This window comes from Nonomuraea sp. NPDC050227, from assembly GCF_044459705.1.
Taxonomy (GTDB): domain Bacteria; phylum Actinomycetota; class Actinomycetes; order Streptosporangiales; family Streptosporangiaceae; genus Nonomuraea.
In genome coordinates, this window is record NZ_JBITJF010000004.1 from 36863 (window position 1) to 57617 (window position 20755).

A 20755-nucleotide genomic window follows, 5' to 3' on the forward strand; every position below is an offset into this window, starting at 1 on the left:
CGTGAGGAGTGATCCCATGACCATCGGCCACGGCTTCCACGCCGCCATGACCGCGCAGCCGGGCCGGGGCGACGACCTGGTCGCCGCCCTGCTCGACGCGCCGTCCCTGCCGAACGACGACTGCCGTGTCTTCCTGGTCGGCCGCTCGGCCGGCGATCCGGACACCGTTTACGTCACCGAGGGCTGGGTCAGCCAGGAGGCCCACGCCCGGTTCTTCGCGACCGAGCAGGCCCAGACGTTCGCCGCCGCCCTCCAGCCGCTGCTGGCCGGGCAGCCGCGGTACGCCGACGAGATTCCCGTCGGCGGCAAGGCCGCCCTGTGAACGAGGAGACCACGATGGCCCGTCCCGGCCTCGACCCCGAACTGCGCGCGTTCCTCGCCGACCTGCCTCCCAGGCCCGAGCTCGGTCCGGAGGTGCTCGCCGAGCTGCGCGGACTGCCGTCCACGCCGGTCGACGTCATCCTCCAGGGCCGCGCCGCCGGCCACCGCGAGATCACCGCTCCCGTCCCCATGTCGATCTTCACCCCGGCCAGGACCGGTCACGCGCCGGCCCCGTGCGTCTACTGGGTCCACGGCGGCGGCATGGTCATGGGAGACCGCTTCTCGCAGATCGACATCCCCCTGGACTGGCTCGACCTGTTCGGTGCCGCCGTCGTCTCCGTGGACTACCGGCTGGCGCCGGAGGCCACCGGCACGATCCCGGTCGAGGACTGTTACCAGGGCCTGCTCTGGGTCGCCGAGCACGCCGATGAGCTGGGCATCGACCCGAGCCGGATCGTCGTGGCGGGAGTCAGCGCCGGCGGTGGCCTGGCCGCCGGGCTCACCCTGATGGCCCGTGACCGGGGCGGGCCGCCGATCGCCGCGCAGGTGCTGATCTGTCCCATGCTCGATCACCGCAACGACACCACCTCCAGCCGCCAGTACTCCGGCGCGCCCGGGGTCTGGACCCGCGAGATGAACGCGTTCGGCTGGCGGTCGCTCATCGGCGGCGGCGAGGTGTCCGGCTACCTGTCGCCCGCGATCGCCGAGGACCTGTCCGGCCTGCCGACCACCTACGTCGACGCCGGGACGGCCGAGGTGTTCCGTGACGAGGACGTCGCGTTCGCCACCCGGATCTGGGCCGCCGGCGGCCAGGCGGAGCTGCACGTCTGGGCGGGCGGCTTTCACGGCTTCGACGCCCTGTGTCCCGAGGCCCGGATCTCGGTCGCGGCCCGGCGTACCAGGAACGACTGGCTCGCCCGGGTGCTGGGCACGTCGCCCGGAGCCGTCCGGTGAGCGCCCACGACCGCGCCGCGTTCCTGCACGAGTTCGCGCGCGCCCCCTTCACCGTCGGCGCGGTCGCGCCGAGCGGCGAGCCGCTGGCCGACCTGATCACCTCGCCTGTCACACGTGACGGTGACCCGTTGGTCGTCGAGGTCGGGCCGGGCACGGGCGCGTTCACCGCGGCGATCCAGCGCCGGCTCGGCGGCCGTGGCCATCACCTGGCCGTCGAGGTCAACGAGCGGTTCGCGCGGCGTCTCGCCACCCGGTACCCGCGGATCGACGTCGCCGTGGCCGACGCCCGGGACCTGGGCGACGTGCTCGCGGCGCGCGGCCACCACCGCGCGGACGTCATCGTGAGCGGACTGCCCTGGGCGGCGTTCACCGCGAACCGCCAGCACGACCTGCTCGACGCCCTCACCGGCGCCCTCGCCCCGCACGGCGCATTCACCACGTTCGCGTACGCGCACACGCGGTGGACGCCGCCGGCGCGACGGTTACGGCGATCCCTGGACGGGCTGTTCGAGGAGGTCGTGGTCAGCCGGACGGTGTGGGCCAACGTGCCGCCCGCGTTCGTCTACTTCTGCCGCCGGCCCCGTGTCCGGGCCCTGGTCCTCGATTAGATGCGGCAGAAGACTTCGCCGGTCGGCGAGGACCACCGGGCGACGCCCTTCGAACTGTTCTTCGACCTCGTCTACGTCTTCGCGATCACGCAGCTCACCGGCTCCATGGCACGCGAGCGCGACGCCGACGGCGTGTTCCGGGGGCTGCTGATGCTGGCACTGCTGTGGGGCACCTGGTCCGGCTACACCTGGCTGGGCAACCATTCCCGGGCGGACGGCGGTCTGCTGCGGGGCGGGATGGTCGTCGCGATGGCGGCGATGTTCGTGGTCGGCCTCACCATCCCGGAGGCGTGGGCCGACGGGCCGGGCGCCTTCGTGCTGGTGGGCGCCTATCTGGTGGTCCGGTGGGTGCATCTCGTGGTCTTCGCCGTGGCCGCGGACGGTGACACCGGGCTGCGCCGTCAGATCGCCATCACCTGGCTGCCCATGACGGCGAGCGCGGCGCTCCTGGTGTCCGGGACGGCGCTGGGGAGCTGGACGCAGGTGCTGCTGTTCGCGGTCGCCCTGGTGGTGGACTGGGCGGGCATCTACCTCACGGCCAGGAACGGTCACTGGCGGCTGCGCAGCCCGGCGCACCTGACCGAGCGGCACGGGTTGTTCCTGATCCTGGCCATCGGCGAGTCGGTCGTCGCCGTCGGCGTCGGCGCCGCAGGACGGCCCATCAGCGCGGGGCTGCTGCTGGCGGCCGTCCTCGGCATCGCCGTCGCGGTGTGCCTGTGGTGGCTCTACTTCGACGTGGTGGCGGGCGCGGCCGAGCGCAGGCTGCGCGGCGTACGCGGCGAGGAGCAGGTCATGCTGGCCGTCGAGGCCTACACCTACGGGCACTTCCCCATGATCGCCGGGATTCTGCTCACCGCTCTGGGTGTCGAGGGCGTGGTCGCGCACGCCGGCGAGGGTGCGCCCTTGGGTGTGTTCTCCGCGCTCGCGCTCCATGGCGGTGTCGCGCTCTACCTCGTGGGACATCTGCTGTTCAGGCTCCGGACGCACCGCACGCTCGGCCGCCGGCGGCCGGCCGCGGCCTGCGCCGTCCTTGCCGCCGCGCCGGTCGCCGCGGTCCTGCCGCCGCTGGTCGGGCCGGCCGTCGTGGTGGCCGTCCTGGCCGCGCTGATCGCCGCCGAGAGCCGCCCGCCTCGTGAGCAGGAATGGGCAAGGACGCGCGAGCTTCGGGGATCGTCCGCCCGGCGCGGAACTGATTACGTAGCCCCGAGAGAGGGAGGACGATGACGAACCATCACCGCAGCGTGATCTCGCTCCAGGTCAACGGCGTGCCGCACCGGCTGGACGTCGACAACCGCACGACGCTGCTGGACGCGTTGCGCGAGGACGTCGGCCACACCGGCCCCAAGAAGGGCTGCGACCACGGCCAGTGCGGCGCGTGCACCGTGCTCCTCGACGGCCGGCGGGTGGTCTCCTGCCTGATGCTGGCGGTGGCCGCCGAGGACGCCGAGGTCACGACCGTCGAAGGGCTGGCCGGTGACGGCGAGCTGCTGCCGCTGCAGCGGGCGTTCATCGGGCTCGACGGCTTTCAATGCGGATACTGCACGTCCGGGCAGCTCTGCTCGGCGGCCGGGATGCTGGCCGAACACGCGGCGGGCTGGCCCAGCGCGGTCACCGCCGACGTGTCCCCGGGCGGCCCGGCGCCGGTGCTGGACGCGGCGGAGGTGCGGGAGCGAATGAGCGGCAACCTGTGCCGCTGCGGCGCCTACCCGTCCATCGTCCGGGCCGTGCTGGAGACGGCTGCCCGGAAGGAGATCGCGGGATGAGGGAGTTCGCCTACGAACGCGCGGCGGACGTCCGTCAAGCGTTGATCGCAGCCGGCGGCGGCGCCCGGTACCTGGGCGGCGGCACCAATCTCGTCGATCTGATGAAGGCCGGGGTGGAGGCTCCCACGAGGCTGGTCGACCTACGGCGGCTGCCGCTCGCCGGCGTCGCCGAGGCGCCGGACGGCGGGCTGGTCGTCGGCGCCACGACGACCAACAGCGACCTCGCCGCCCACCCCGAGGTGCGGCGGCGCTACCCGGCGCTGAGCCAGGCGGTGCTGGCCGGCGCGTCCGGCCAGCTCCGCAACATGGCCACGGTGGGCGGCAACCTGCTCCAGCGGACCCGGTGCGCCTACTTCGCCGCGCAGGTGTGCAACAAGCGCGTCCCCGGCACCGGCTGTCCCGCGATCGCCGGGGAGCACCACAACCACGCCGTCCTCGGCTGGACGCCGAGCTGCGCGGCCACCCATCCCTCCGACATGGCGGTCGCGATGCTGGCGTTCGACGCGGTCGTGCGTTACGAGACGCTCGACGGCCCCGGGGAGCTCCCGCTGGCGGACTTCTACCCGCCGGTCGGGGACACGCCGGACCGCGAGACGGCGCTGCCGCCGGGCGCGTTGATCACCGCGGTGGCCCTGCCCGGGAGCGCGGTGTCCCCGCGCTCGCGCTACCGGAAGGTCCGCGAGCGCGCGTCCTACGCCTTCGCCACCGTCTCGGTCGCGGCGGCGCTCGACCCGGACGACGGCTCGGTGCGCATCGCTCTCGGCGGGGTCGCCTCGCGGCCCTGGCGCGCCCGCACCGCCGAGGCTTTCCTGTCGGACTCTCCCCTCACGCCCGGCGCGTTCCGTGCCGCCGCGGACGCCGAACTGGCCGCCGCCGAACCGCTGCCCGGCAACGGTTACAAGGTGCGGCTGGCCGGCAACCTCATCGAGACCGTCCTTGAGGAGCTCCTGCCATGACGAACGCGGTCGGGGCGGCGCGGCCGCGGATCGAGGGCCGGGCCAAGGTCACCGGCGCCGCCCTTTATGCCGCCGACGTGCCGGTGCCGGGCCTGGCCTTCGGCGTGGTCGTCCTGGCCGCCGTGTCCCGGGGCCGCGTCAGGGACGTCGGGGTCTCCACCGTCCAGAGCATGCCCGGCGTGCTGGGTGTGATCGACCACCGGAACGCGCCTCGGCTGGACCCGGCGGCGGGCGGCTTCTTCGGCCCGGACGGCCAGCTGCAGCTGTTGCAGGACGAGGTGATCCCCTTCGCCGGCCGGCCCGTCGCGCTCGTCGTGGCCGAGACACTCGAACAGGCCCAGGCGGCGGCCGAGGCGCTGCCGGTGATCTACGACGAGGAGCCGCACGACACGGCCTTCACCGCCGACCACCCGGCGAGCCGTCCTGCGGTGACGATCTTCGACGAGCCCGTGGACGTCGGCGACGTGGCGGCGGAGCTCGCCGCGTCGCAGGTGGTGGTCGAGGAGCGCTACCGCACCCCCGAGGAACACTGCAGCGCCATGGAGCCGCACTCGGCGACCGCGTGGTGGGAGGGAGAGCACCTGGAGGCGATCGACTCCAACCAGGGACCCTTCTCCGTGGCCCGCACCCTGGCCACGCTGTTCTCCTTGAGCCCGGAACTGGTACGCGTCCGCACCGAGCACGTCGGCGGCGGCTTCGGCTCCAAGGGGCTCTGCGGCCCGCAGTTGATCCTGGCCGCGATGGCCGCGCGGCTGTTCGGCCGGCCGGTGCGGGTCACGCTCACCCGTGCCCAGGTGTTCCTGGCGACCGCGATGCGGCCCGCGACCGACCAGCTGATCCGGATCGGCGCCGACGCGGACGGCCGGCTGCGGGCGATCCACCACGAGGCGGCGTTCGAGATCTCGCCGCTGGTGGAGTACCTGGAGGGCTGCACCGAGCTCACCAAGACGCTCTACGCGGTGCGCGCGATCCGAACCCGGCTCAGCGCGGTGCCGCTCGACATCCTGCCGCCGTACTCGATGCGGGGACCGGGCGCCGCGCCCGGGTCGTTCGCCCTCGAATCCGCCATGGACGAGCTGGCCGAGCGGCTGGGCATGGATCCGCTGGAACTGCGGCTGCGCAATGAGCCGGTGGTCGGTCCCGTGTCCGGCCTGCCGTTCAGCAGCCGCAATCTGGTCGCGTGCCTGCGCGAAGGCGCCCGCAGGTTCGGCTGGGACACCCGCGATCACCGGCCGCGGACGCGGCGGGAGGGGCCTCTGCTGGTCGGCACGGGGCTGGCCGCGACGTCCTTCAGCGTCGGGGCCTTCCCCTCCTCGGCCACGATCACCGCCGAGGCGGACGGGACCTTCACGGTCGCCGTCGGCGCCACCGACCTCGGCACCGGCGCGCGCACCGCGCTGACCGCGATCGCCGCCGACGCGCTGGCGGTCGGCACGGACCGGATCCGGCTCCGGATCTCCGACAGCGGCCTCGGTCCCGCGTGGGGCGCGGGCGGTTCCCGGGGAACCACGTCCTGGGGCTGGGCGATCATCGAGGCCGCGGAGAAGCTACGCGGCCAGGGCCGCCGCGGGACGGTCACGGCCGACACCACGAGCTCGCTCGGCGGGTTGCCGTCCCTGGAACGGCACGCCTTCAGCGCCGTGTTCACCGACGTGACCGTCGATCCGATGACGGGCGAGGTGCGGGTGCGGCGGCTGCTCGGGATGTTCGCGGTAGGCCGAGTGGTCAACCCGCTCATGGCCCGCAGCCAGGTCGTCGGCGGAATGATCGGCGGGCTCTCCATGGCGTTGCACGAAGAGGGCCTGCGCGATCCGGTCTCCGGCCGGCACGTCAACGCGGACTTCGCCGGCTACCACATCGCCGCGCACGCCGACGTGCCCGACATCCAAGCCGACTTCGTACCCGACCACGAGCCCGGCATCCCCATGGGCGTCAAGGGCGCCGGCGAGATCGGCAACGTCGGCACGGCCGCCGCGATCGCGAACGCCGTCTGGCACGCCACCGGCGTCAGGCAGAGATCCCTGCCGATCCGTCTCGATCGCGTGCTGGAGTGAGGCGCCTGGCGTCCTGGCTCGGCGGCGCGCCGAACTGGCGACGGTACTCGCGGCTGAACTGGGACGGGCTGGTGTAGCCGACGCGCCGGCTGACGGCGGCGACGTCACCCGGCGCCGCGGCGAGCTGGAGCCGTGCCTGCTGGAGGCGGATCTGCTTCTGGAACTGGATCGGGCTCATCGCGGTGGCGGCGTGGAAGTTGCGGTGGAAGGCCGAGACGCTCATCCCCGCCAGTCTGGCCACGTCCTCGACGCCGAAGGGCTGCGCGTAGTGGTCGCGGATCCACTGCACCGCGCGGGCGACGTGGCTGAGGCTGCTGTCGGGAAGCCCGAACTGGCGCACGATCGCGCCCTGCTCGCCCGTGATCAGCCGCCACAGGATCTCCCGTTTGACGAGCGGCGCGAGGACGGTGATGTCGCCGGGCCGGTCGAGCAGGCGCAGCAGGCGGACGACCGCGTCGAGCAGCTCGGCGGAGGCGGTGCTGACCGCCAGCCCGGGCGGCGCATCGTCGCCGAGCTCCGACAGGTCGTCCGGGCCCGCCTGCAGCAACACCTCCGCGATGGCCGCCGGATGCAGGGTCAGCCCGACCCCGAGCCCGGGTCGTTCGGCGTCGGCCTTGGCGAAATGGGCGGTCACCGGCAGGTCGATCGAGGCGACGAGGTACTGCCCCTCGTGGTACTCGTACAGGCGGTCGCCCAGCGCGAACCGTTTCGTGCCCTGGGCGACGAGCGCCAGCACCTTGCCGTAGGTCGTCGGTGTCGGTGGCCGGGGGCGTTCGGCCTTGAAGATCAGCACATCCTCGATGGGAGTGGTGAGATCAGGTCGAGCATGGCGGATGAGGAGGTCGCGCAGCTCGTCGAGGGCCATGATCCCCATCCAAACACCGCGGGAGGTTCGGTGACAATCGGGCCCACACACCCGGGTGGAGGCGTGGCGGCCGAGGAAGCAGAAGGTGGCGCCAGCGCCAGTGCGCTGATCCGCCAGAGGGCCGCTCACGCCGATCTTCCTCGGTGAGTTTGCCGGCCACTGCGGATCTCGCAGAACGGCCTGAAGGAGCTGGGTATTGATGAACACCAATGAGGACTGCAGCAGGTGCAAGGTGAGCATGGACACCTCGGCGTGCTCGCGGTCGGCCCCGGTCAGCACGCCTTCGCGCCCGTAAAAGATCTTGCCGTTGGCGCTGTTCCAGTTCTCCGCGACCTGCAGTCCGCCATTGATCTCCCGGCGTAGCCGCTCGTCGGCGAGATGGTCGCAGGCGAAGATCGTACGCACGACCCGGCCGGGTTCCTCCAGGGCCAGGTAGACCGGGTGCTTGGGGCCGTTGCCCTTGATAAAACGCCGCAGGACCTGCTCGGTTTCCGCCGTCCGCAGCCGCAGCGCCGCCGCATACTTTGATCATCCGGTCGTAGTTGCGGGCCTGACGCTGTGCGCGGGCACCTGCACGGCGGCCGTCCCACCTGGAGCCCTTCGAATCCACCCTTGCCACGGATCCGAGTACGGTCCACTCCGCCCCGCTCGCGACCTATACCGGCGGCCAGGTGCTGCTCGACGCCCCGCACAAGGACCCGCGCCGGGCGCGTTCAGCGGCCGTCAACATCGTCCCCACGACCACGGGTGCTGCCCGCATGGTCGGTCAGGTGCTGCCCGAGCTCGCGGGGCGCCTGAACGGCGTCGCCATCCGGGTGCCGGTCGAGGACGGCTCGATCACCGATCTGTCCGCTCAGCTCTCCCGGCCGGTCCCCGCGCAGGAGGTGAACGACGCTATTCGGTGTTGCTGAGTACCAGTAGTCAGTGTTACTTTGTACTGGTAGTAAGCACTACTGAGTAGCGGAAGTGTGGAGATTCCATGGGTGAGGAGGTGACGGAGATGCTCAAGGGCGTGCTGGAGGGCGTCGTCCTGGCGATCCGGGCCGGCCGGCCCGCGTACGGCTACGAGATCACGGCGTGGCTCCCAGATCAGGGCTTCTCCGACATCGCCGAGGGCGCCCTGATCCCGCGTAACCATCCTCGAAGGAGACCGCATGTCAAACCCCCGATGGCGAGGGTTCCTCGCCGCAGTCGCGCTTGAGCTCCCGCTCGTAGTGGCCGCTGCCCCCGTCGCGTCCGCGACGGCGGAGCCGGAGATCAAGGTCTCCGGCGGGCTCACGCAGCCGGTCTTCTCCTATCAGGACGCCATCCGCGAGCACGTCCGGGTGCAGTCACCGGTCGACAGTGACGGGGACGGCAAGAAGGATCTGGTCCGGGTGGACATCATCCGGCCGAAGGAGTCGGGTTCCGCGCTGAAGGTCCCGGTGATCATGCATGAAAGCCCGTATTACGACGTGCCGGGTGTCGGCTACGAGATCGAACACAAGAAGTATGACGCGAACGGGAACGTAACGAAGTTCCCGATGTACTGGGACAACTATTTCGTGCCGCGCGGATACGCGTTCGTGTCGGTCGACATGATCGGCACCAGGCTGTCCGATGGTTGCCCGACCACTTACGGTGCTTCCGACGTGCTGGGCGGCAAGGCGGTCGTTGACTGGCTGAACGGCCGGGCGATCGCCTATGACGACAAGGGCGATCCGGTCGAAGCCGGCTGGACCACCGGACGCACCGGGATGATCGGTCATTCCTATGAGGGAGCGCTCGGTGTCGGCGTGGCCGGCACCGGCGTGCCGGGGCTGGCGACGATCGTGAACATTTCGGGTTACACCAGCGGATACGAGACATCGCGCAACAACGGCACCGTCACTTGGTACAAGGGCGGGCAGGAGGAGCTGGCCCAGCGGGTCGACCTCGATCCGGATGAGAAATGCGCGGCGGTGCACCAGCGCCTGCGCGAGGGCTCGGACGACGCCACCGGCAACTACAACGCCTACTGGGACGAGCGCAACTACCGGACCGGGCCGATCTCGAAGGCGCGCAACGTCCGCGCCAGCGTCTTCTCGGTGATGGGCATGCAGGACCGCAACGTCGTGGGCAGCCAGTTCTCCGAGTGGTGGGCCAAGCTGCCCCGCACCGTGGAGCGCAAGGCGTGGGTGACCCAGTACGGGCACCTCGATCCGTTCTGGGCCCGCCGCGACGTGTGGCTCACCACCCTGAACAAGTGGTTCGACCACGAGCTGATGGGCGTCCCCAACGACATCATGCGTCAGCCGCGCGCCGACGTGCAGCTCGGCCCGGGCCGATGGGTCACCCAGGCCGACTGGCCTGCATCGACGCGCACGATGACTCTGCGGCCACAGCATGACGGTTCCCTGGGCCGTAAGCCCTCGACCGGCTCCGGCAGCTATCTCGACACCGCCCAGACCGAGATCGCGATGGCCGGCAATCCCGCCACCGCCAACCCCAACAGGCTGGCCTTCCTGACCCCGCCGCTGGAGAACGCGACGCGGCTGTCGGGGACACCGTCGGTGAGCCTGCGTCTCAAGCTGGACAAACCGACCGCCAACCTGGGCGTCCTCCTCGTCGACTACGGTACCGACACCCGCATCAACTACCGCGAACGCACCGCGACGTCCGCGGAAGGCCTCAAGTTTCTCGGCGGCGAAGACTGCGTCGGCCAGAGCACGGCCGACGACGACGGCTGCTACCTCAGGGCCGGCGACAACACGGCGACCTCCGGCTTCCACGTGGTCACCCGCGGCATCCTGGACGCCCAGAACCACAAGTCGCTCAGCCGCCAGGAACCGCTGACCCCAGGCAAGTCCTACCAGATCACCTGGAAGACGCTGCCGCTGGACTACGAGTTCAAGGCCGGACACCGGCTGGGCCTGGTGCTGACCGGCGCAAACGACGACTTCAACCTCGACGTCACCGGCAACGGCGGCGGGGACGATGCCGAACCCGGCACCGGGGCCAAGGTCACCGTCGACCTGGCCGGTACGTCGATCTCGCTGCCGCTGGTCACCGGCACGTCCACCGGGTCCAGCTAGTACTGCGTTCCTCAAAGGGTTAGGTGAACCGTCGGTGTGGCTGGCGGCCAGTCCCGGATTCCGAGTCCTGGTCGCGCGTGTCATGGGCACGGCCGTGAGCCGGCCGCGGCGATGTTGCGGCGCGCTCAGCAGGACGGCATGGTGGCCGGCGCGGTGGCGGCCTACCGGGTCCTCAAGTCGAACCCGCCGGACACCGCCGAGATGCTGTGCTGTCTCACCGCCGTCTATCGCCAGGCTGGCTGGTATCCGCCCGCTTGGCGCGATTGACAAACACCTGGCGCTCGGACTCCGTGCGGCAGGGTGGGGGATTGGTCAGCGCGTGTGGTCGGCTCGGTTCCACCAGCCGGTGGTCGCTGCGACGCCGGCCGCTCCGGTGAGCACCACCAGCAGCAGGCCCGGCGGACCTGGCGGGTCCTGGACCACCCCGGCGATGCCGGCGTACAGGCCGGGGACCGACCAGGGGAAGACGGGGCCGTAGCCGAGTGCGGCGATGATTTGGGCGGCGAAGATGATGCCGAACAGCACGCCGACGGCGGCGAGGTAGCCGCGGCCGGCGCTGGCGGCCAGGGCCAGCGGCGTGGTGGTCAGCGCGGCCAGCCCCGCCGCCGCCACGAGTCGCGCGACCCCGGCGGCCACGGTCGGCGCCGACCAGCCGGGCAGGGCGAGCACCGCGCCGATCAGCAGGCCCAGCCCGGCGAGCAGCAGGGCCAGCAGCAGCGCCCAGATGGCGGCGACGGTGAACTTGGCGGCCACGACGGCGGTTCGGGAGGTACGGTTCCGGCAGTGGGCGCGATCATGCCGAGCAGCATGCGGATCAGGGTCGTCTTGCCGGCGCCGTTGAGGCCCAGCAGCGCGTAGATCTCGCCTCTGCGCACACTCAGGCTGACGTCGTCGACGGCCACGACGCCGGTGTAGCGCTTGGTCGGGCCGGCCACCTCGATGACCGGGGCGCCTGCGCTGCCCATATGGTGCTCCTTCATCGCCCGGTGATGGCTGGCAGGATGCACAGGCCGTACACGATCTCCACCTCACACCTCTGTGACGACGTTGCGGCGACGCAGGCGGGCGGCGGCGACGGTGATCCAGGCGAAGCCGACCAGCAGGGCGGCGTGTTCGAGCAGCCCGGCGGGCGCCGGCCGGACCACGCTCTGCGCATCCAGGCGGAAGGCGACCCCTGCGGCGATGGCAAAGGTGATGACAAGAGCCCCGGACCATCGCGAGTAGATCGTCCACCTGCGGCTCCCGGCGTGCGGGCCCCGTGCCAGCACGAGCGGCATGGCCGCCAGCGCGGCGAACAGCACCAGGCCGGCCAGCCCGTGGACGCGGCCCGCGGTGGTGACCACCTCGGGCCGGCCCGGCGGATAGCCGAGGGCCGGATCAGTGGGCACGACCCCCGCCACGACCATCGCCAGACCACCGGCCACCAGGAGGAACGCCGCCCAGACGGTGGCCCGGCCGGGAAGAGCGCGGCTTATTCCGGCGGCGAAGGCGAGCAGCAGGAGCCCGCCGATCATGAAGTTGGCCGTTTGCAGCCAGCCGCGTTCGCCGGTGCCGAGCTGGCTGGCGCCGTTGTGCCAGAGGCTGTAGCCGGGCCGGGTGGCGCCGTCGATCAGGAGCACCGCTGGGACGAGTACGCCGGCGGCGACGCCGCAGCCGAGAAGGGTCGTGGTCGGGCGCATGGGGAGCAAGCCTCCTAGCTCCGCGATCGGAAGATCGCGGGCCGACCAGGCTTCCCGGCTCACCCACGTTCGCGCCCCTTCTCGGGGCACGTTCATGCAGACGCCTGGAATGTAACACCTGGCCGTCCGCCCGGCCAGGTCTCACACGGCTTCAGCCCTGGATGAAGCGGCGGGTCATGTACCGGCGCACCGGTGGCAGGGACGCCAGCCGCAGCGGAAGCAGGCTCAGCCACAGCACCAGGGGGTTGGCCGGGGCGTAGACGCCTTTGACCCGGCGGCCGAGCTTCTGCTTGCGTTCGGCCTCGGGACGGATCGCGGCCTCCCACGCGGCCAACGCGGCGGGGATGTCGCCGGGGTGGGCGGCCAGTTCGGTGCCGAGCCGGTCGGCGCCGCCGACGGCCAGCGAGGAGCCGTACCCGGCGAACAGGGTGACGCACCAGGCGGCGTCGCCGAGCAGCACCACCCGGCCCTTGCTCCAGGACGGGGCGACGACCTGGCTGATGGTGTCGAAGTAGACCGAGTCGGCCCGCTGGAGGCCGGCGAGGGCTTCGGGGATGACCCAGCCGAGGTCGCCGTAGACGCGTCCCAGCTGGGTGGCGACGTCCTCGCCCGGGCGGGCGTGGTCGGTGCGGTAGCCGAAGAAGGCCACGTTGCGGCCGTCGCCGACGCTGATGACCGCCGCGGTACGACCGTTGGACGACAAGGTGCCGGTCGCGCCGGGTGCGATGGTGGCGGGCAGCCGGTCCAGCATGAAGACGGCGACCTTGTGCTCCAGGTCGAGCAGGAAGTCCTCCTCCGGGCCGAACAGCAGAGCGCGGGTGGCCGAGTGCAGGCCGTCGGCGCCGATCAGCAGGTCGGCCTCCTCGACCGAGCTGTCGCTCAGGGTGACGCGGACGCCGTGGTCGTCCTGGTCGACGTGGGTGAGGGTGGTGCCGAAGCGGATCTCGGTGTGGTCGCGGACCCTGTCGTACAGGACGGCTTCGAGGTCGCCGCGCAGGATGGTGATCGAGCGTGGCCCGGTGGTGGCGGCGATGGTGGCGCGATCGAGTGCGAAGCGGCGGGAGCCGTCGCTCTTGTGGTAGACGAGCTCGGTGGTGTCGAAGGCCTTGGCTCGCAGGTCGGTCACGATGTCCATGTGTTCGGCGGCGTCGTAGCCGATGCCGCCGAAGGTGACCGCGTAGCCGCCGCCGCGGCGGGCCGGGGCGCGTTCGACGATGAGGGTGTCCCAGCCGATCTGGCGCAGGCGCAGGGCGGTGGCCAGGCCGGCGATGCCGGCTCCGATGATGACGGCGCGCATGATGGGTGCTTCCTTCAGTGGGAGAGCTGGTCGAGCAGCCGCTGTTCGGCGGCGGCGTCCAGCCAGGTGTCGGGGGAGGGTGCGTCGGCGCGGGGTGCCGGGTCGCCTTCGGCCTGAAGCCAGGCCCAGGTGTCGGCGAGGGTCTCGCGCAGCGGGCGGGTGGTGAGCCCTTCGGCCAGGGCGGCGCTGACGTCGGCGTCGTGCATGCCGCTCGGCACGCTGCCGTCTGGCAGCCGTAGCCCGAACTCCATGCCGAGCGGCAGGCCGTGCTGCAGGAGCAGCTCCGGCGGTGTCCACACCAGTTCGGTGTCGAAGCCGGTGACGTTCAGCGCCGTGGTGAGCAGGTCGCCGAGGGTGGTCGCGCCCGGCGGGCCGGTCACGGTGAAGGCCCCCTTCAGGCCGCGTTCGGCCGAGCGCAGCATCCAGGTGGCCAGGTCCCGGACGTCGAGATACTGCAAGGGGGTATGGGCGAGAGCGGGGGACAGGACCCTGCCGCCCTTCTCCAGGCGGCGCAGCCACCACGGGATGCGGCCGACATCCTCGTACGGGCCGAGGATCATCCCTGCCCTGGCCAGCAGTGCCCGCTCGCCGAAGGATTCCAGGACGGCGAGTTCGCCGCCGCGCTTGGCCGCGGCGTAGTCGGCGTCGTCCGTACTGGCTGGGTCGCCGTCGACCAGCGGCGCCTGCTCGTCGGCGTCCGCCGGCCAGGGCCAGCGGTGTACGCCGCGGCTGGAGACGTATCCGTAGTGCCCGGCCCGGCCGGACAGCAGGCGGGCGCTGTCGCGCACCACCTTGGGCGCCCAGGCCCAGGTGTCGATGACCGCGTCCCACTCGCTGTCGCCCAGTGCCAGCCGTACGGACTCGGTGTCGGTGCGGTCGGCGAGCAGCGGCCGCACGCCGGGCGCGGGGGCGCGGCTGAGTCCGCGGTTGAGCGTGCTCACCTCATCGCCCCGCTCCAGCGCGGCCTCCACGACGGCGCGACCCACGTGGTGGGTGCCGCCGAGAACCAGTAGTTTCACGATGCTCCTGAGGTGAGGGGCAGCCAGAGGGCTGACGGGTGCTGATGGTCGTGGAAGATCTCGTGCTCCGAGGCGCGCAGGTTCGTGCCGGTCGCGAGCGGCCCGCCGACGCCGGCATGACGGCCGTGCCGTCGGCCGGACCATGGCGTCGCGCACAATGGCCGGGGCGGCGGGGAAGGCATCGGGTCGTCTCCTGGGTCGGCAATGCTGCTCGCCGACCAGGCTTCCCGGCACACCATCGTGCCCTCTCGCGGAGAGGTCGATGTGATGACTGTATCGAAGTTTCAGAAATTACTGAAGAGTGAGCATGTTCGATAGCCTGCCTCTTGAGAAGGAGGCGCCTTGAACGACAGGTCTGAACAGTGGCAGGCGGCGGAACGACTGGCCCTGACCTTGATCGAGGGCGGGCTTCAGCGCATGCCCGCTCGCACGCTCGCGGTCTTCCTGTTCACCGATCAGGACAGTGTCACCGCCGGCGAGATCGCCGAACGGCTTGAGGCCAGTGCGGGATCGGTCTCCGGCGCCATCAGATCGCTGCTGGCCGTCGGACTGATCGAACGCCTGCCCGCGCCCGGCAGCCGCCGTGAGCACTACCGACTCCGTGACGACGCCTGGGCCACCCTGTTCACCAGCCAGAACACCGTCATCCAGGCCATGCTCCAAGCCGCGACCGCCGGAATCGCCGCCACCGAGGAGGGCGATCCCGCTCGGCAGCGCCTGACGCAAATGCACGCCTTCTACGAGTTCCTCCTCGGCGAACTCCCCGCCCTGCTGCAACGCTGGCACCATCAAAGCGGCTGACTCCGGCCAAGATCTCGTCAAAGCGGCCCCGTCACATCAGGTAGCGCAGCCATAGATACGGCGCCACCAGGGCGACGGTGACAACGGTGACGATCAGGCCGTACTTGGTGAACTGCCAGAAACTGATCGGGATGCCGTTGCGGGCGGCGATGCCGAACGCGACGACGTTGGCGGCGGCGGCAACGGCGGTCCGCCCGGTCACGGCACGACCCTGTCGAGGAGGGATCGCCATGGACTCATCGGTGCCGGACGTCGTCATCGCATGACACGCGGATCTGGACATGTCCTCCCCGGGTCGCGGTCATCATGCCCGCATACCGTCCGATCGGGGACTCAGACCAAGAGCCGGACCGAGGGAACCTCCGCATCAGCCGCGATTTCGTCTTGCATTCTCCGCACCGTGGACTCCAAGGACGACGCACGTTCGTCTGAATCGATCCCCGCCCCGCTTGGCATCCTGGAACGGCACCCACCAGAAGACGATCACGGCCCTCAAAGCCAACAGAGCGCTCTCGCTCGTCAGGTCAGCGCTGCATGTCGATGATGAGCTTCCCGCGGACTCCGCCGGCTTCGAGTCGTCGGTGAGCCTCTGCGACGTCGCCGATCGGGTAGACCGTGTCGATCACAGGGCGGATGCTGCCCGCCTCGGCGGAGGCGGTGAGCTCGGCGATCCGCGCGGGGGAGGGGTTGTTGCTGAAGAGTTTCATGCGCCGGGGCGAGAGGGCGGCCCGCAGTCCCGTGGTGACCATGGAGGCCAGGATGCGGTCCTGGTCGAAGGCGAGCGCGACCATGCGGCCGCCCCGGGCGAGCCGGGCCTGGTAGGCGCCGAGATCGGTGCCTACGACATCGAGGATCACATCGTAATGACCGAGGTCCTGAGGCCGGGTCGTGCGGTAGTCCAGGGCCGCGTCGGCGCCGAGTTCGGTGACCCAGCCGAGATTGCGGGCGCCGGCGAGCGCGGTGACGTGGGCGCCGAGCGCCTTGCCCAGTTGCACGGCGATGCTGCCGACGCCGCCTGTGGCGCCGCGGACCAAAAGCCGTTCACCGCTGGTGAGGCCGGCCTTGTCGGTCAGGGCGGTGAGGGCGGTGGTGCCGGACGAGGGCAGGGCGGCGGCGTCGAGCAGGCTCAGGTTCTCGGGGGCTCGGGCGAGCCGCTGTTCGGGGACGGCCACGTAGTCGGCGATGGCGCCGAAGGCGAAGTGCGGCATCAGCCCCCACACCTCCTCTCCCACGCTCCAGGCGGATACACCGGGCCCCAGGGCCGCGACGCGGCCGGTGAAGTCCCCTCCCAGGCCGCGGGGGAATCGGGCGCGGGCGATGCCGCGCAGCCTGCCTGCGCGGAAGGCGAGTTCGCCGGCGTCCACGCTCGCGGCACGGACCTCGACGAGCACTTCTCCTGGCCCGGGCCGAGGTGCGGGCACGTCGTCGACGCGCAGCACCTCGGGAGGGCCGAAACGGGTGTATTGGACGGCGCGCATGATCTCTCCCAGTCGCTTCGAGCATAAGTGGGCTAGCAGCCCACTTATGGTTCGGCTACTCTAACCGGAGCGCCAGCCCACTTGTCAAAACCTGGAGGAGGCCATGCCCCACACCACCCGGCGGCAGCCCCTGCGTGCGGACGCCCAGCGCAACTACGACCGCATCGTCAGCGCGGCCCGGGACGTCTTCGCACGTGACGGCGCCGGCGCCGCCCTGAACGAGATCGCCCGTCAGGCCGGGACAGGATCGGCGACGCTGCACCGCCTCTTCCCCTCCCGTCGCGCCCTGCTCGAAGCCGTCTTCCACGACCGCGTCGAGGAGTTGTGCGCCATGGCGGCACAACGCGCCGAGCAGAGCGAGCCGGGCCCCGCGCTCCTGACCTGGCTGGGCGACCTCAACGCCTACGCGAGCGCCAGTCGCGGTCTGGCCGCCTCGCTGCTGCACGGCAGCCGGGATGCCGACCTGCTGGAGCAGAACGAGGGCTGCCAGGCGATGATCACAGAAGCGGCGCGCGAACTCCTGCGACGAGCACAACAGGCAGGCGCCGTACGCCCAGGGATCCGCGCCGAGGACCTGCTCGCGCTCGTCAACGCCATCTCGCTGGCCACCGAGCATCACGAGGACGACCATCAGGCCGACCGGCTGCTGGACATCGCGATCAAGGGCATCAGCGGCCGGTCGGCATGACGGATCAGGTGGCCCGCACCTGGCCGGGGCGCAGGGTGTCAGTGGCGCGTGGCACTGTGACATCCATGAAGGTGAGCGTGCGTGAAGCCGTCCTCGACGCCGGACGGGCCCTTGACCTACCCGAACCGGTGACCGAGGCGTTCATTCGCCTCCTGCGCCCCTGTGTCTACCTCTGCCCCTATGACGAACTGCCGGAAGAGCTGAAGAAGAATGCCCGTCCGGCCGCTCGGGCCGTCGGGCTTCCCCATCTGCCCAAGGACCTGGAACTGCCCTCATACGTGCCGCACGTGGTGACCATCGACTGCGCCGCCCTGCCCACCGGCGTCCTCGACATCGACTTTCCCGCCGACGGCCACCTGGTCATCCTCGCCGAGATCACCGACCTCGACGAAGGCGTCGTCATCCACCTGCCGCCAGGCACCGAGACCGTCGAACGCCACTCGCAGGCGAAGGCTCACGAGCCGTTCCCGCTCTACGCGGTTCCTGGCACCACCTGGTCTGCCGCTCTTCGCTGGTCCGACGTCGCGGAAGCGGCCGACTACGCCGAGGGGGACGCCGAGCGGGCCGGCCTGGTGGCCAAGTTCCTCGATGACATGGGGGAGATTCCTGACCTCCGATGGAGATTCGACATCCAGCTCGGCGGCTACTCCCGCGCCTGGCACAACCCGGTGGAAGCGCGCGGGAAGGTGCTGTTCGCCTCCATCCCGGAGAGCGCGGTCTTCGGGGACGGCTGCATCACCCTCATCTCGGGGACCCGGGAGCAGATCGCGGAGTTCCGCTACGATGAGCTCGATTTCGACGTCGAGTGCTGATTTCCAGGTCGTGGGTTCGACCAGGGTGATCAGACATGCGGTCAGCGGCGGACGACGCGACGACCGTGGAGCATCGGACGGTTGTGGCACGGCCGCCCACTGCTCGGCGGCCAGTGCGGCTGCGACGGCGGCACTTGCACCTCCGCCTACGGCACTCCGGACCGGCAGCTCACCGGCATCCGGCTCCAGGGCGGATGGCCGTCCCGGATGCGGCGCCGGCCGGCCCCGGCTTCTGGACCACCCTCAACCCCGAGGCCCGCTGGGTCTTCCCCGGCCGGAACCCCCGAGAACCCCTCAACGCAGCCACCATTCGAGAGCAACTCCGGCAACTCCCCGCTGTCATAAAGGAGATCCTCACCGAGGCCGGTATCAAGACGGTGCTCACCGGCATCCGGATACCGCGGATGAAATCGATCAGTAGGGTATGCCCGCTGTGGGTCCGGCTTGACGGGGTACCCGGGGCCGCATCGGGCAACGGGTCTACGACCGCTGGTTCCCCGGTTGCACGACGCCGATCGACGAGCGCGACGACGAGGCGATCCGGTGCCTCATGGTCCGTATGGCCGCCGACGGGTTCTGGGGATACGAGAACGCGCTGGGCGCCTCCATCCCCAGCAGGGTCAGGGAGCGCCTCGTAGACGACATTCTTGCCCTCATCCCTGAGCCGCCGGAGTCCTGAGGGGTCCGCTCGCCGCCTGGCATGCCCTACGAGGGGCAGGGCGACTCCATCTGCCCCGGTCCTACGAAAGATGGCGGGTTGGTCGGCGGGACCGTAGACCACGGAGGGCTTCGCGTCGTGCCCGGCGGCCGCGGTGCCCGCAGGACGCCCTCCGCGCCAGCCGCTGGCGGAGGTAGGTTGTTGACGAGCGATCGGGACAAGGTGAGCCGACATGGCGCATCGAGTTCGAGGGGTGTCGAAGCAGAGAAGCGGAGACCGACATGGAATCCGTTGATCTTCCAACGGCATCCGTCCCTCTACACGCGGTGGTCGCCCCAAGAGCTATGTGCCCTGCACGGGATGTGGTTTCCCAGACCGCGCCTTACCTCAGGGCTGGGCTGTTGCAGTGTGACCTCGTCCCACAATCCGTGGGACGAGGTTCCCCGACTACACGTTCGTGCCTGCCATCGGAAAGGACGGGGTCGATGTCCCTAGCCCTTCGTAAGGACAGCTAGCACAAGGTGTGGGCTGCGATCGGTGAAACGGTCAGCAGCCCCTACGTCTGGCTCCTGCCGATCGCTCTACCAGTCGTGGCGTTTCTGGGAGTCCTTCGCCTGATGGCCAAGGGCGACGCACACAAGGTGGAGTCGCTGAAGTGGAAGACCAGATTCCTTGGTGAGCTTGAGCTGACCTTCCGCGAATCGGACTCCTCCGACATGGGGGACAGCAGCGGCGATGCCTTACCGGGCAACGTACCTGCATGGAAGAGATGGTGGCGTCGCCTACGTAGGCGGGAGTGACCGCTCCTCCGATGCATGAGCTCTCGAACCTTCCGCGGCCCCGGACATCCATCATGGCCGGGGCCTGCTGCTTTTCAGGGTGCCCTGCCCGTCGAACCCCTACAGCCGCCACACGGGCGGGCCACGTCCACCGACCGTGTCAGCACGCCCTCCCCCTGCTCGGCTGAGCCTGCACCCGGTGGTGCCACACATCCAGCGGAGCGTCGAACGGCAGATCCTCCCGCCACCACTGCCGGACGGTGATCACGCCTCCGACCCCTCCCGCGTTGACTTCCGGGCGGATGGGCCGCCTACTGCTTATAGGAAGGGCTTGGCTCCGTGACATGGGAGGGCTCATGGCCAAGAAGGGCAGCGTCGAGAGGGCGATCGAGAAGGTCGAAGAAGAGATCATCCGCGACACGCCGGACGGCGGGTTTAAGGGCGCCGTGAAGGGTGCGGACAGGGGGGCCACCGCCGGCATCGTGCTCGGCGGCTTGGCCGGCGCCGAGGGCGGCCTGACCGGCATGGCGGTCGGTGCTCATCTCGGCGGCATCGCCGGGGGAATCCGCGGCGCCGTTCTCGGGGCGAAGAAGAAGAGGCAGAAGGACTGAGGCCCTGCCACACCGTGAGGGGCATCGGGCCGCAGGCCGAGCGCCCCTCACGCTGGTGTGCCTCGTGGTCAGGGCCCGGCGGGCGGGGCCGGGGCGAACGCTGCCCAGTTGCCGCTGATCAGGTCGTAGTAGGCATCCTCCCCCAGCCGTGCCCTAGCCCCAAACTAGGCTGATCTGCGCAGGTCAACCGGTTTCCGAGAAGATCGTGTTCTCGGGAGCGGAGACGCTCCCGGCCTGGAGGCTGGCTCGAGGGGTGCCCCGAGTTCGTTCGGCTGTGAGCGGCTGAATTTGTGCTCGTCTCCTCGCAGTGTCGCGCAGGGTGAGCGAGGCGGCCGGGCGGCGCCTTCTCCGTGTCATGG

The 20755-nt window shown here is 70.7% G+C and carries 23 protein-coding genes and 1 pseudogene; 16 read left to right on the top strand and 8 right to left on the bottom strand.

Annotation, left to right across the window (positions count from 1 at the left end; translation table 11 throughout):
* Positions 1-16 precede the first annotated feature (16 nt).
* Genes ACIBK9_RS17195 through ACIBK9_RS17225 form a run of 7 tightly spaced genes read left to right on the top strand, consistent with a single transcriptional unit; the run spans position 17 to position 6656 of the window.
* Entirely contained in the window at positions 17-322 is a 306-nt protein-coding gene (locus ACIBK9_RS17195; protein WP_397159068.1) for a putative quinol monooxygenase, read from the top strand.
* Positions 319-1275 (top strand): alpha/beta hydrolase, encoded by a 957-nt coding sequence (locus ACIBK9_RS17200; RefSeq protein ID WP_397159070.1) that lies wholly within the window; start codon positions 319-321, stop codon positions 1273-1275. The genes ACIBK9_RS17195 and ACIBK9_RS17200 overlap by 4 nt, the downstream gene beginning before the upstream one ends.
* Positions 1272-1883 (top strand): class I SAM-dependent methyltransferase, encoded by a 612-nt coding sequence (locus ACIBK9_RS17205; RefSeq protein ID WP_397159072.1) that lies wholly within the window; start codon positions 1272-1274, stop codon positions 1881-1883. Before ACIBK9_RS17200 ends, ACIBK9_RS17205 begins: the two co-directional genes overlap by 4 nt.
* The gene (locus tag ACIBK9_RS17210) at positions 1884-3107 is read left to right on the top strand and encodes a low temperature requirement protein A (RefSeq protein ID WP_397159074.1); all 1224 of its coding nucleotides are present in this window, start codon (positions 1884-1886) and stop codon (positions 3105-3107) included.
* Positions 3104-3646 (top strand): (2Fe-2S)-binding protein, encoded by a 543-nt coding sequence (locus ACIBK9_RS17215; protein ID WP_387667075.1) that lies wholly within the window; start codon positions 3104-3106, stop codon positions 3644-3646. The genes ACIBK9_RS17210 and ACIBK9_RS17215 overlap by 4 nt, the downstream gene beginning before the upstream one ends.
* On the top strand, positions 3643-4602 hold the full coding sequence (locus ACIBK9_RS17220) for an FAD binding domain-containing protein (RefSeq protein WP_397159076.1): 960 nt from the start codon (positions 3643-3645) through the stop codon (positions 4600-4602). Before ACIBK9_RS17215 ends, ACIBK9_RS17220 begins: the two co-directional genes overlap by 4 nt.
* Positions 4599-6656 carry a xanthine dehydrogenase family protein molybdopterin-binding subunit gene (locus ACIBK9_RS17225; RefSeq protein ID WP_397159078.1) on the top strand — a complete coding sequence of 686 codons (2058 nt, stop codon included), beginning with the start codon at positions 4599-4601 and terminating at the stop codon, positions 6654-6656. The genes ACIBK9_RS17220 and ACIBK9_RS17225 overlap by 4 nt, the downstream gene beginning before the upstream one ends.
* On the opposite strand, the gene ACIBK9_RS17230 is transcribed toward ACIBK9_RS17225, so the two are convergent.
* Positions 6610-8031, bottom strand: coding sequence for an AraC family transcriptional regulator N-terminal domain-containing protein (locus ACIBK9_RS17230; RefSeq protein ID WP_397160171.1), 1422 nt, complete (start codon positions 8029-8031; stop codon positions 6610-6612). The two genes, ACIBK9_RS17225 and ACIBK9_RS17230, sit on opposite strands and share 47 nt — an antisense overlap.
* A gap of 116 nt (positions 8032-8147) precedes the next feature.
* On the opposite strand from ACIBK9_RS17230, the pseudogene ACIBK9_RS17235 reads away from it, so the two are divergent.
* The 4 genes and pseudogenes from ACIBK9_RS17235 to ACIBK9_RS17250 all read left to right on the top strand — a co-directional run.
* Positions 8148-8423 (top strand): annotated as a pseudogene (locus tag ACIBK9_RS17235) (type I glyceraldehyde-3-phosphate dehydrogenase); the annotation flags it as partial.
* Between the two features lie 77 nt (positions 8424-8500).
* Positions 8501-8722, top strand: a complete 222-nt coding sequence (locus ACIBK9_RS17240) for a hypothetical protein (protein ID WP_397159080.1) — start codon at positions 8501-8503, stop codon at positions 8720-8722.
* The gene (locus tag ACIBK9_RS17245) at positions 8676-10574 is read left to right on the top strand and encodes a CocE/NonD family hydrolase (RefSeq protein ID WP_397159082.1); all 1899 of its coding nucleotides are present in this window, start codon (positions 8676-8678) and stop codon (positions 10572-10574) included. Before ACIBK9_RS17240 ends, ACIBK9_RS17245 begins: the two co-directional genes overlap by 47 nt.
* A 138-nt stretch (positions 10575-10712) precedes the next feature.
* Positions 10713-10841, top strand: a complete 129-nt coding sequence (locus ACIBK9_RS17250; RefSeq protein ID WP_397159084.1) for a hypothetical protein — start codon at positions 10713-10715, stop codon at positions 10839-10841.
* 45 nt (positions 10842-10886) lie between these two features.
* On the opposite strand, the gene ACIBK9_RS17255 is transcribed toward ACIBK9_RS17250, so the two are convergent.
* From ACIBK9_RS17255 to ACIBK9_RS17275, 5 genes are all read right to left on the bottom strand, one after another.
* A complete protein-coding gene (locus ACIBK9_RS17255; RefSeq protein ID WP_397159086.1) occupies positions 10887-11327 on the bottom strand; it encodes a hypothetical protein in 441 nt (146 codons plus the stop codon).
* Positions 11252-11539, bottom strand: coding sequence for an ATP-binding cassette domain-containing protein (locus ACIBK9_RS17260; RefSeq protein ID WP_397159088.1), 288 nt, complete (start codon positions 11537-11539; stop codon positions 11252-11254). The genes ACIBK9_RS17255 and ACIBK9_RS17260 overlap by 76 nt, the downstream gene beginning before the upstream one ends.
* A 63-nt stretch (positions 11540-11602) precedes the next feature.
* A complete protein-coding gene (locus ACIBK9_RS17265) occupies positions 11603-12253 on the bottom strand; it encodes a DUF998 domain-containing protein (protein WP_397159090.1) in 651 nt (216 codons plus the stop codon).
* A 151-nt stretch (positions 12254-12404) separates the two neighbouring features.
* The gene (locus ACIBK9_RS17270; RefSeq protein WP_397159092.1) at positions 12405-13550 is read right to left on the bottom strand and encodes an FAD-dependent oxidoreductase; all 1146 of its coding nucleotides are present in this window, start codon (positions 13548-13550) and stop codon (positions 12405-12407) included.
* A gap of 14 nt (positions 13551-13564) precedes the next feature.
* Positions 13565-14569, bottom strand: a complete 1005-nt coding sequence (locus tag ACIBK9_RS17275) for a reductase (protein WP_397159094.1) — start codon at positions 14567-14569, stop codon at positions 13565-13567.
* A 342-nt stretch (positions 14570-14911) separates the two neighbouring features.
* Between ACIBK9_RS17275 and ACIBK9_RS17280 the strand changes: the two genes are divergently transcribed.
* Positions 14912-15370, top strand: coding sequence for a GbsR/MarR family transcriptional regulator (locus tag ACIBK9_RS17280; RefSeq protein ID WP_397159096.1), 459 nt, complete (start codon positions 14912-14914; stop codon positions 15368-15370).
* Between the two features lie 31 nt (positions 15371-15401).
* Here ACIBK9_RS17280 and ACIBK9_RS17285 read toward each other — a convergent pair whose 3' ends face one another.
* Positions 15402-15572, bottom strand: a complete 171-nt coding sequence (locus tag ACIBK9_RS17285) for a hypothetical protein (RefSeq protein WP_397159098.1) — start codon at positions 15570-15572, stop codon at positions 15402-15404.
* A gap of 322 nt (positions 15573-15894) precedes the next feature.
* A complete protein-coding gene (locus tag ACIBK9_RS17290) occupies positions 15895-16848 on the bottom strand; it encodes an NAD(P)-dependent alcohol dehydrogenase (protein ID WP_397159100.1) in 954 nt (317 codons plus the stop codon).
* A 103-nt stretch (positions 16849-16951) separates the two neighbouring features.
* On the opposite strand from ACIBK9_RS17290, the gene ACIBK9_RS17295 reads away from it, so the two are divergent.
* From ACIBK9_RS17295 to ACIBK9_RS17310, 4 genes are all read left to right on the top strand, one after another.
* Positions 16952-17536 (top strand): TetR/AcrR family transcriptional regulator, encoded by a 585-nt coding sequence (locus tag ACIBK9_RS17295; RefSeq protein WP_397159102.1) that lies wholly within the window; start codon positions 16952-16954, stop codon positions 17534-17536.
* 8 nt (positions 17537-17544) lie between these two features.
* The gene (locus ACIBK9_RS17300) at positions 17545-18348 is read left to right on the top strand and encodes a hypothetical protein (RefSeq protein ID WP_397159104.1); all 804 of its coding nucleotides are present in this window, start codon (positions 17545-17547) and stop codon (positions 18346-18348) included.
* 466 nt (positions 18349-18814) lie between these two features.
* Positions 18815-19027 (top strand): hypothetical protein, encoded by a 213-nt coding sequence (locus ACIBK9_RS17305; protein ID WP_397160173.1) that lies wholly within the window; start codon positions 18815-18817, stop codon positions 19025-19027.
* 1114 nt (positions 19028-20141) lie between these two features.
* The gene (locus ACIBK9_RS17310; RefSeq protein ID WP_397159105.1) at positions 20142-20396 is read left to right on the top strand and encodes a hypothetical protein; all 255 of its coding nucleotides are present in this window, start codon (positions 20142-20144) and stop codon (positions 20394-20396) included.
* Positions 20397-20755 lie beyond the last annotated feature (359 nt).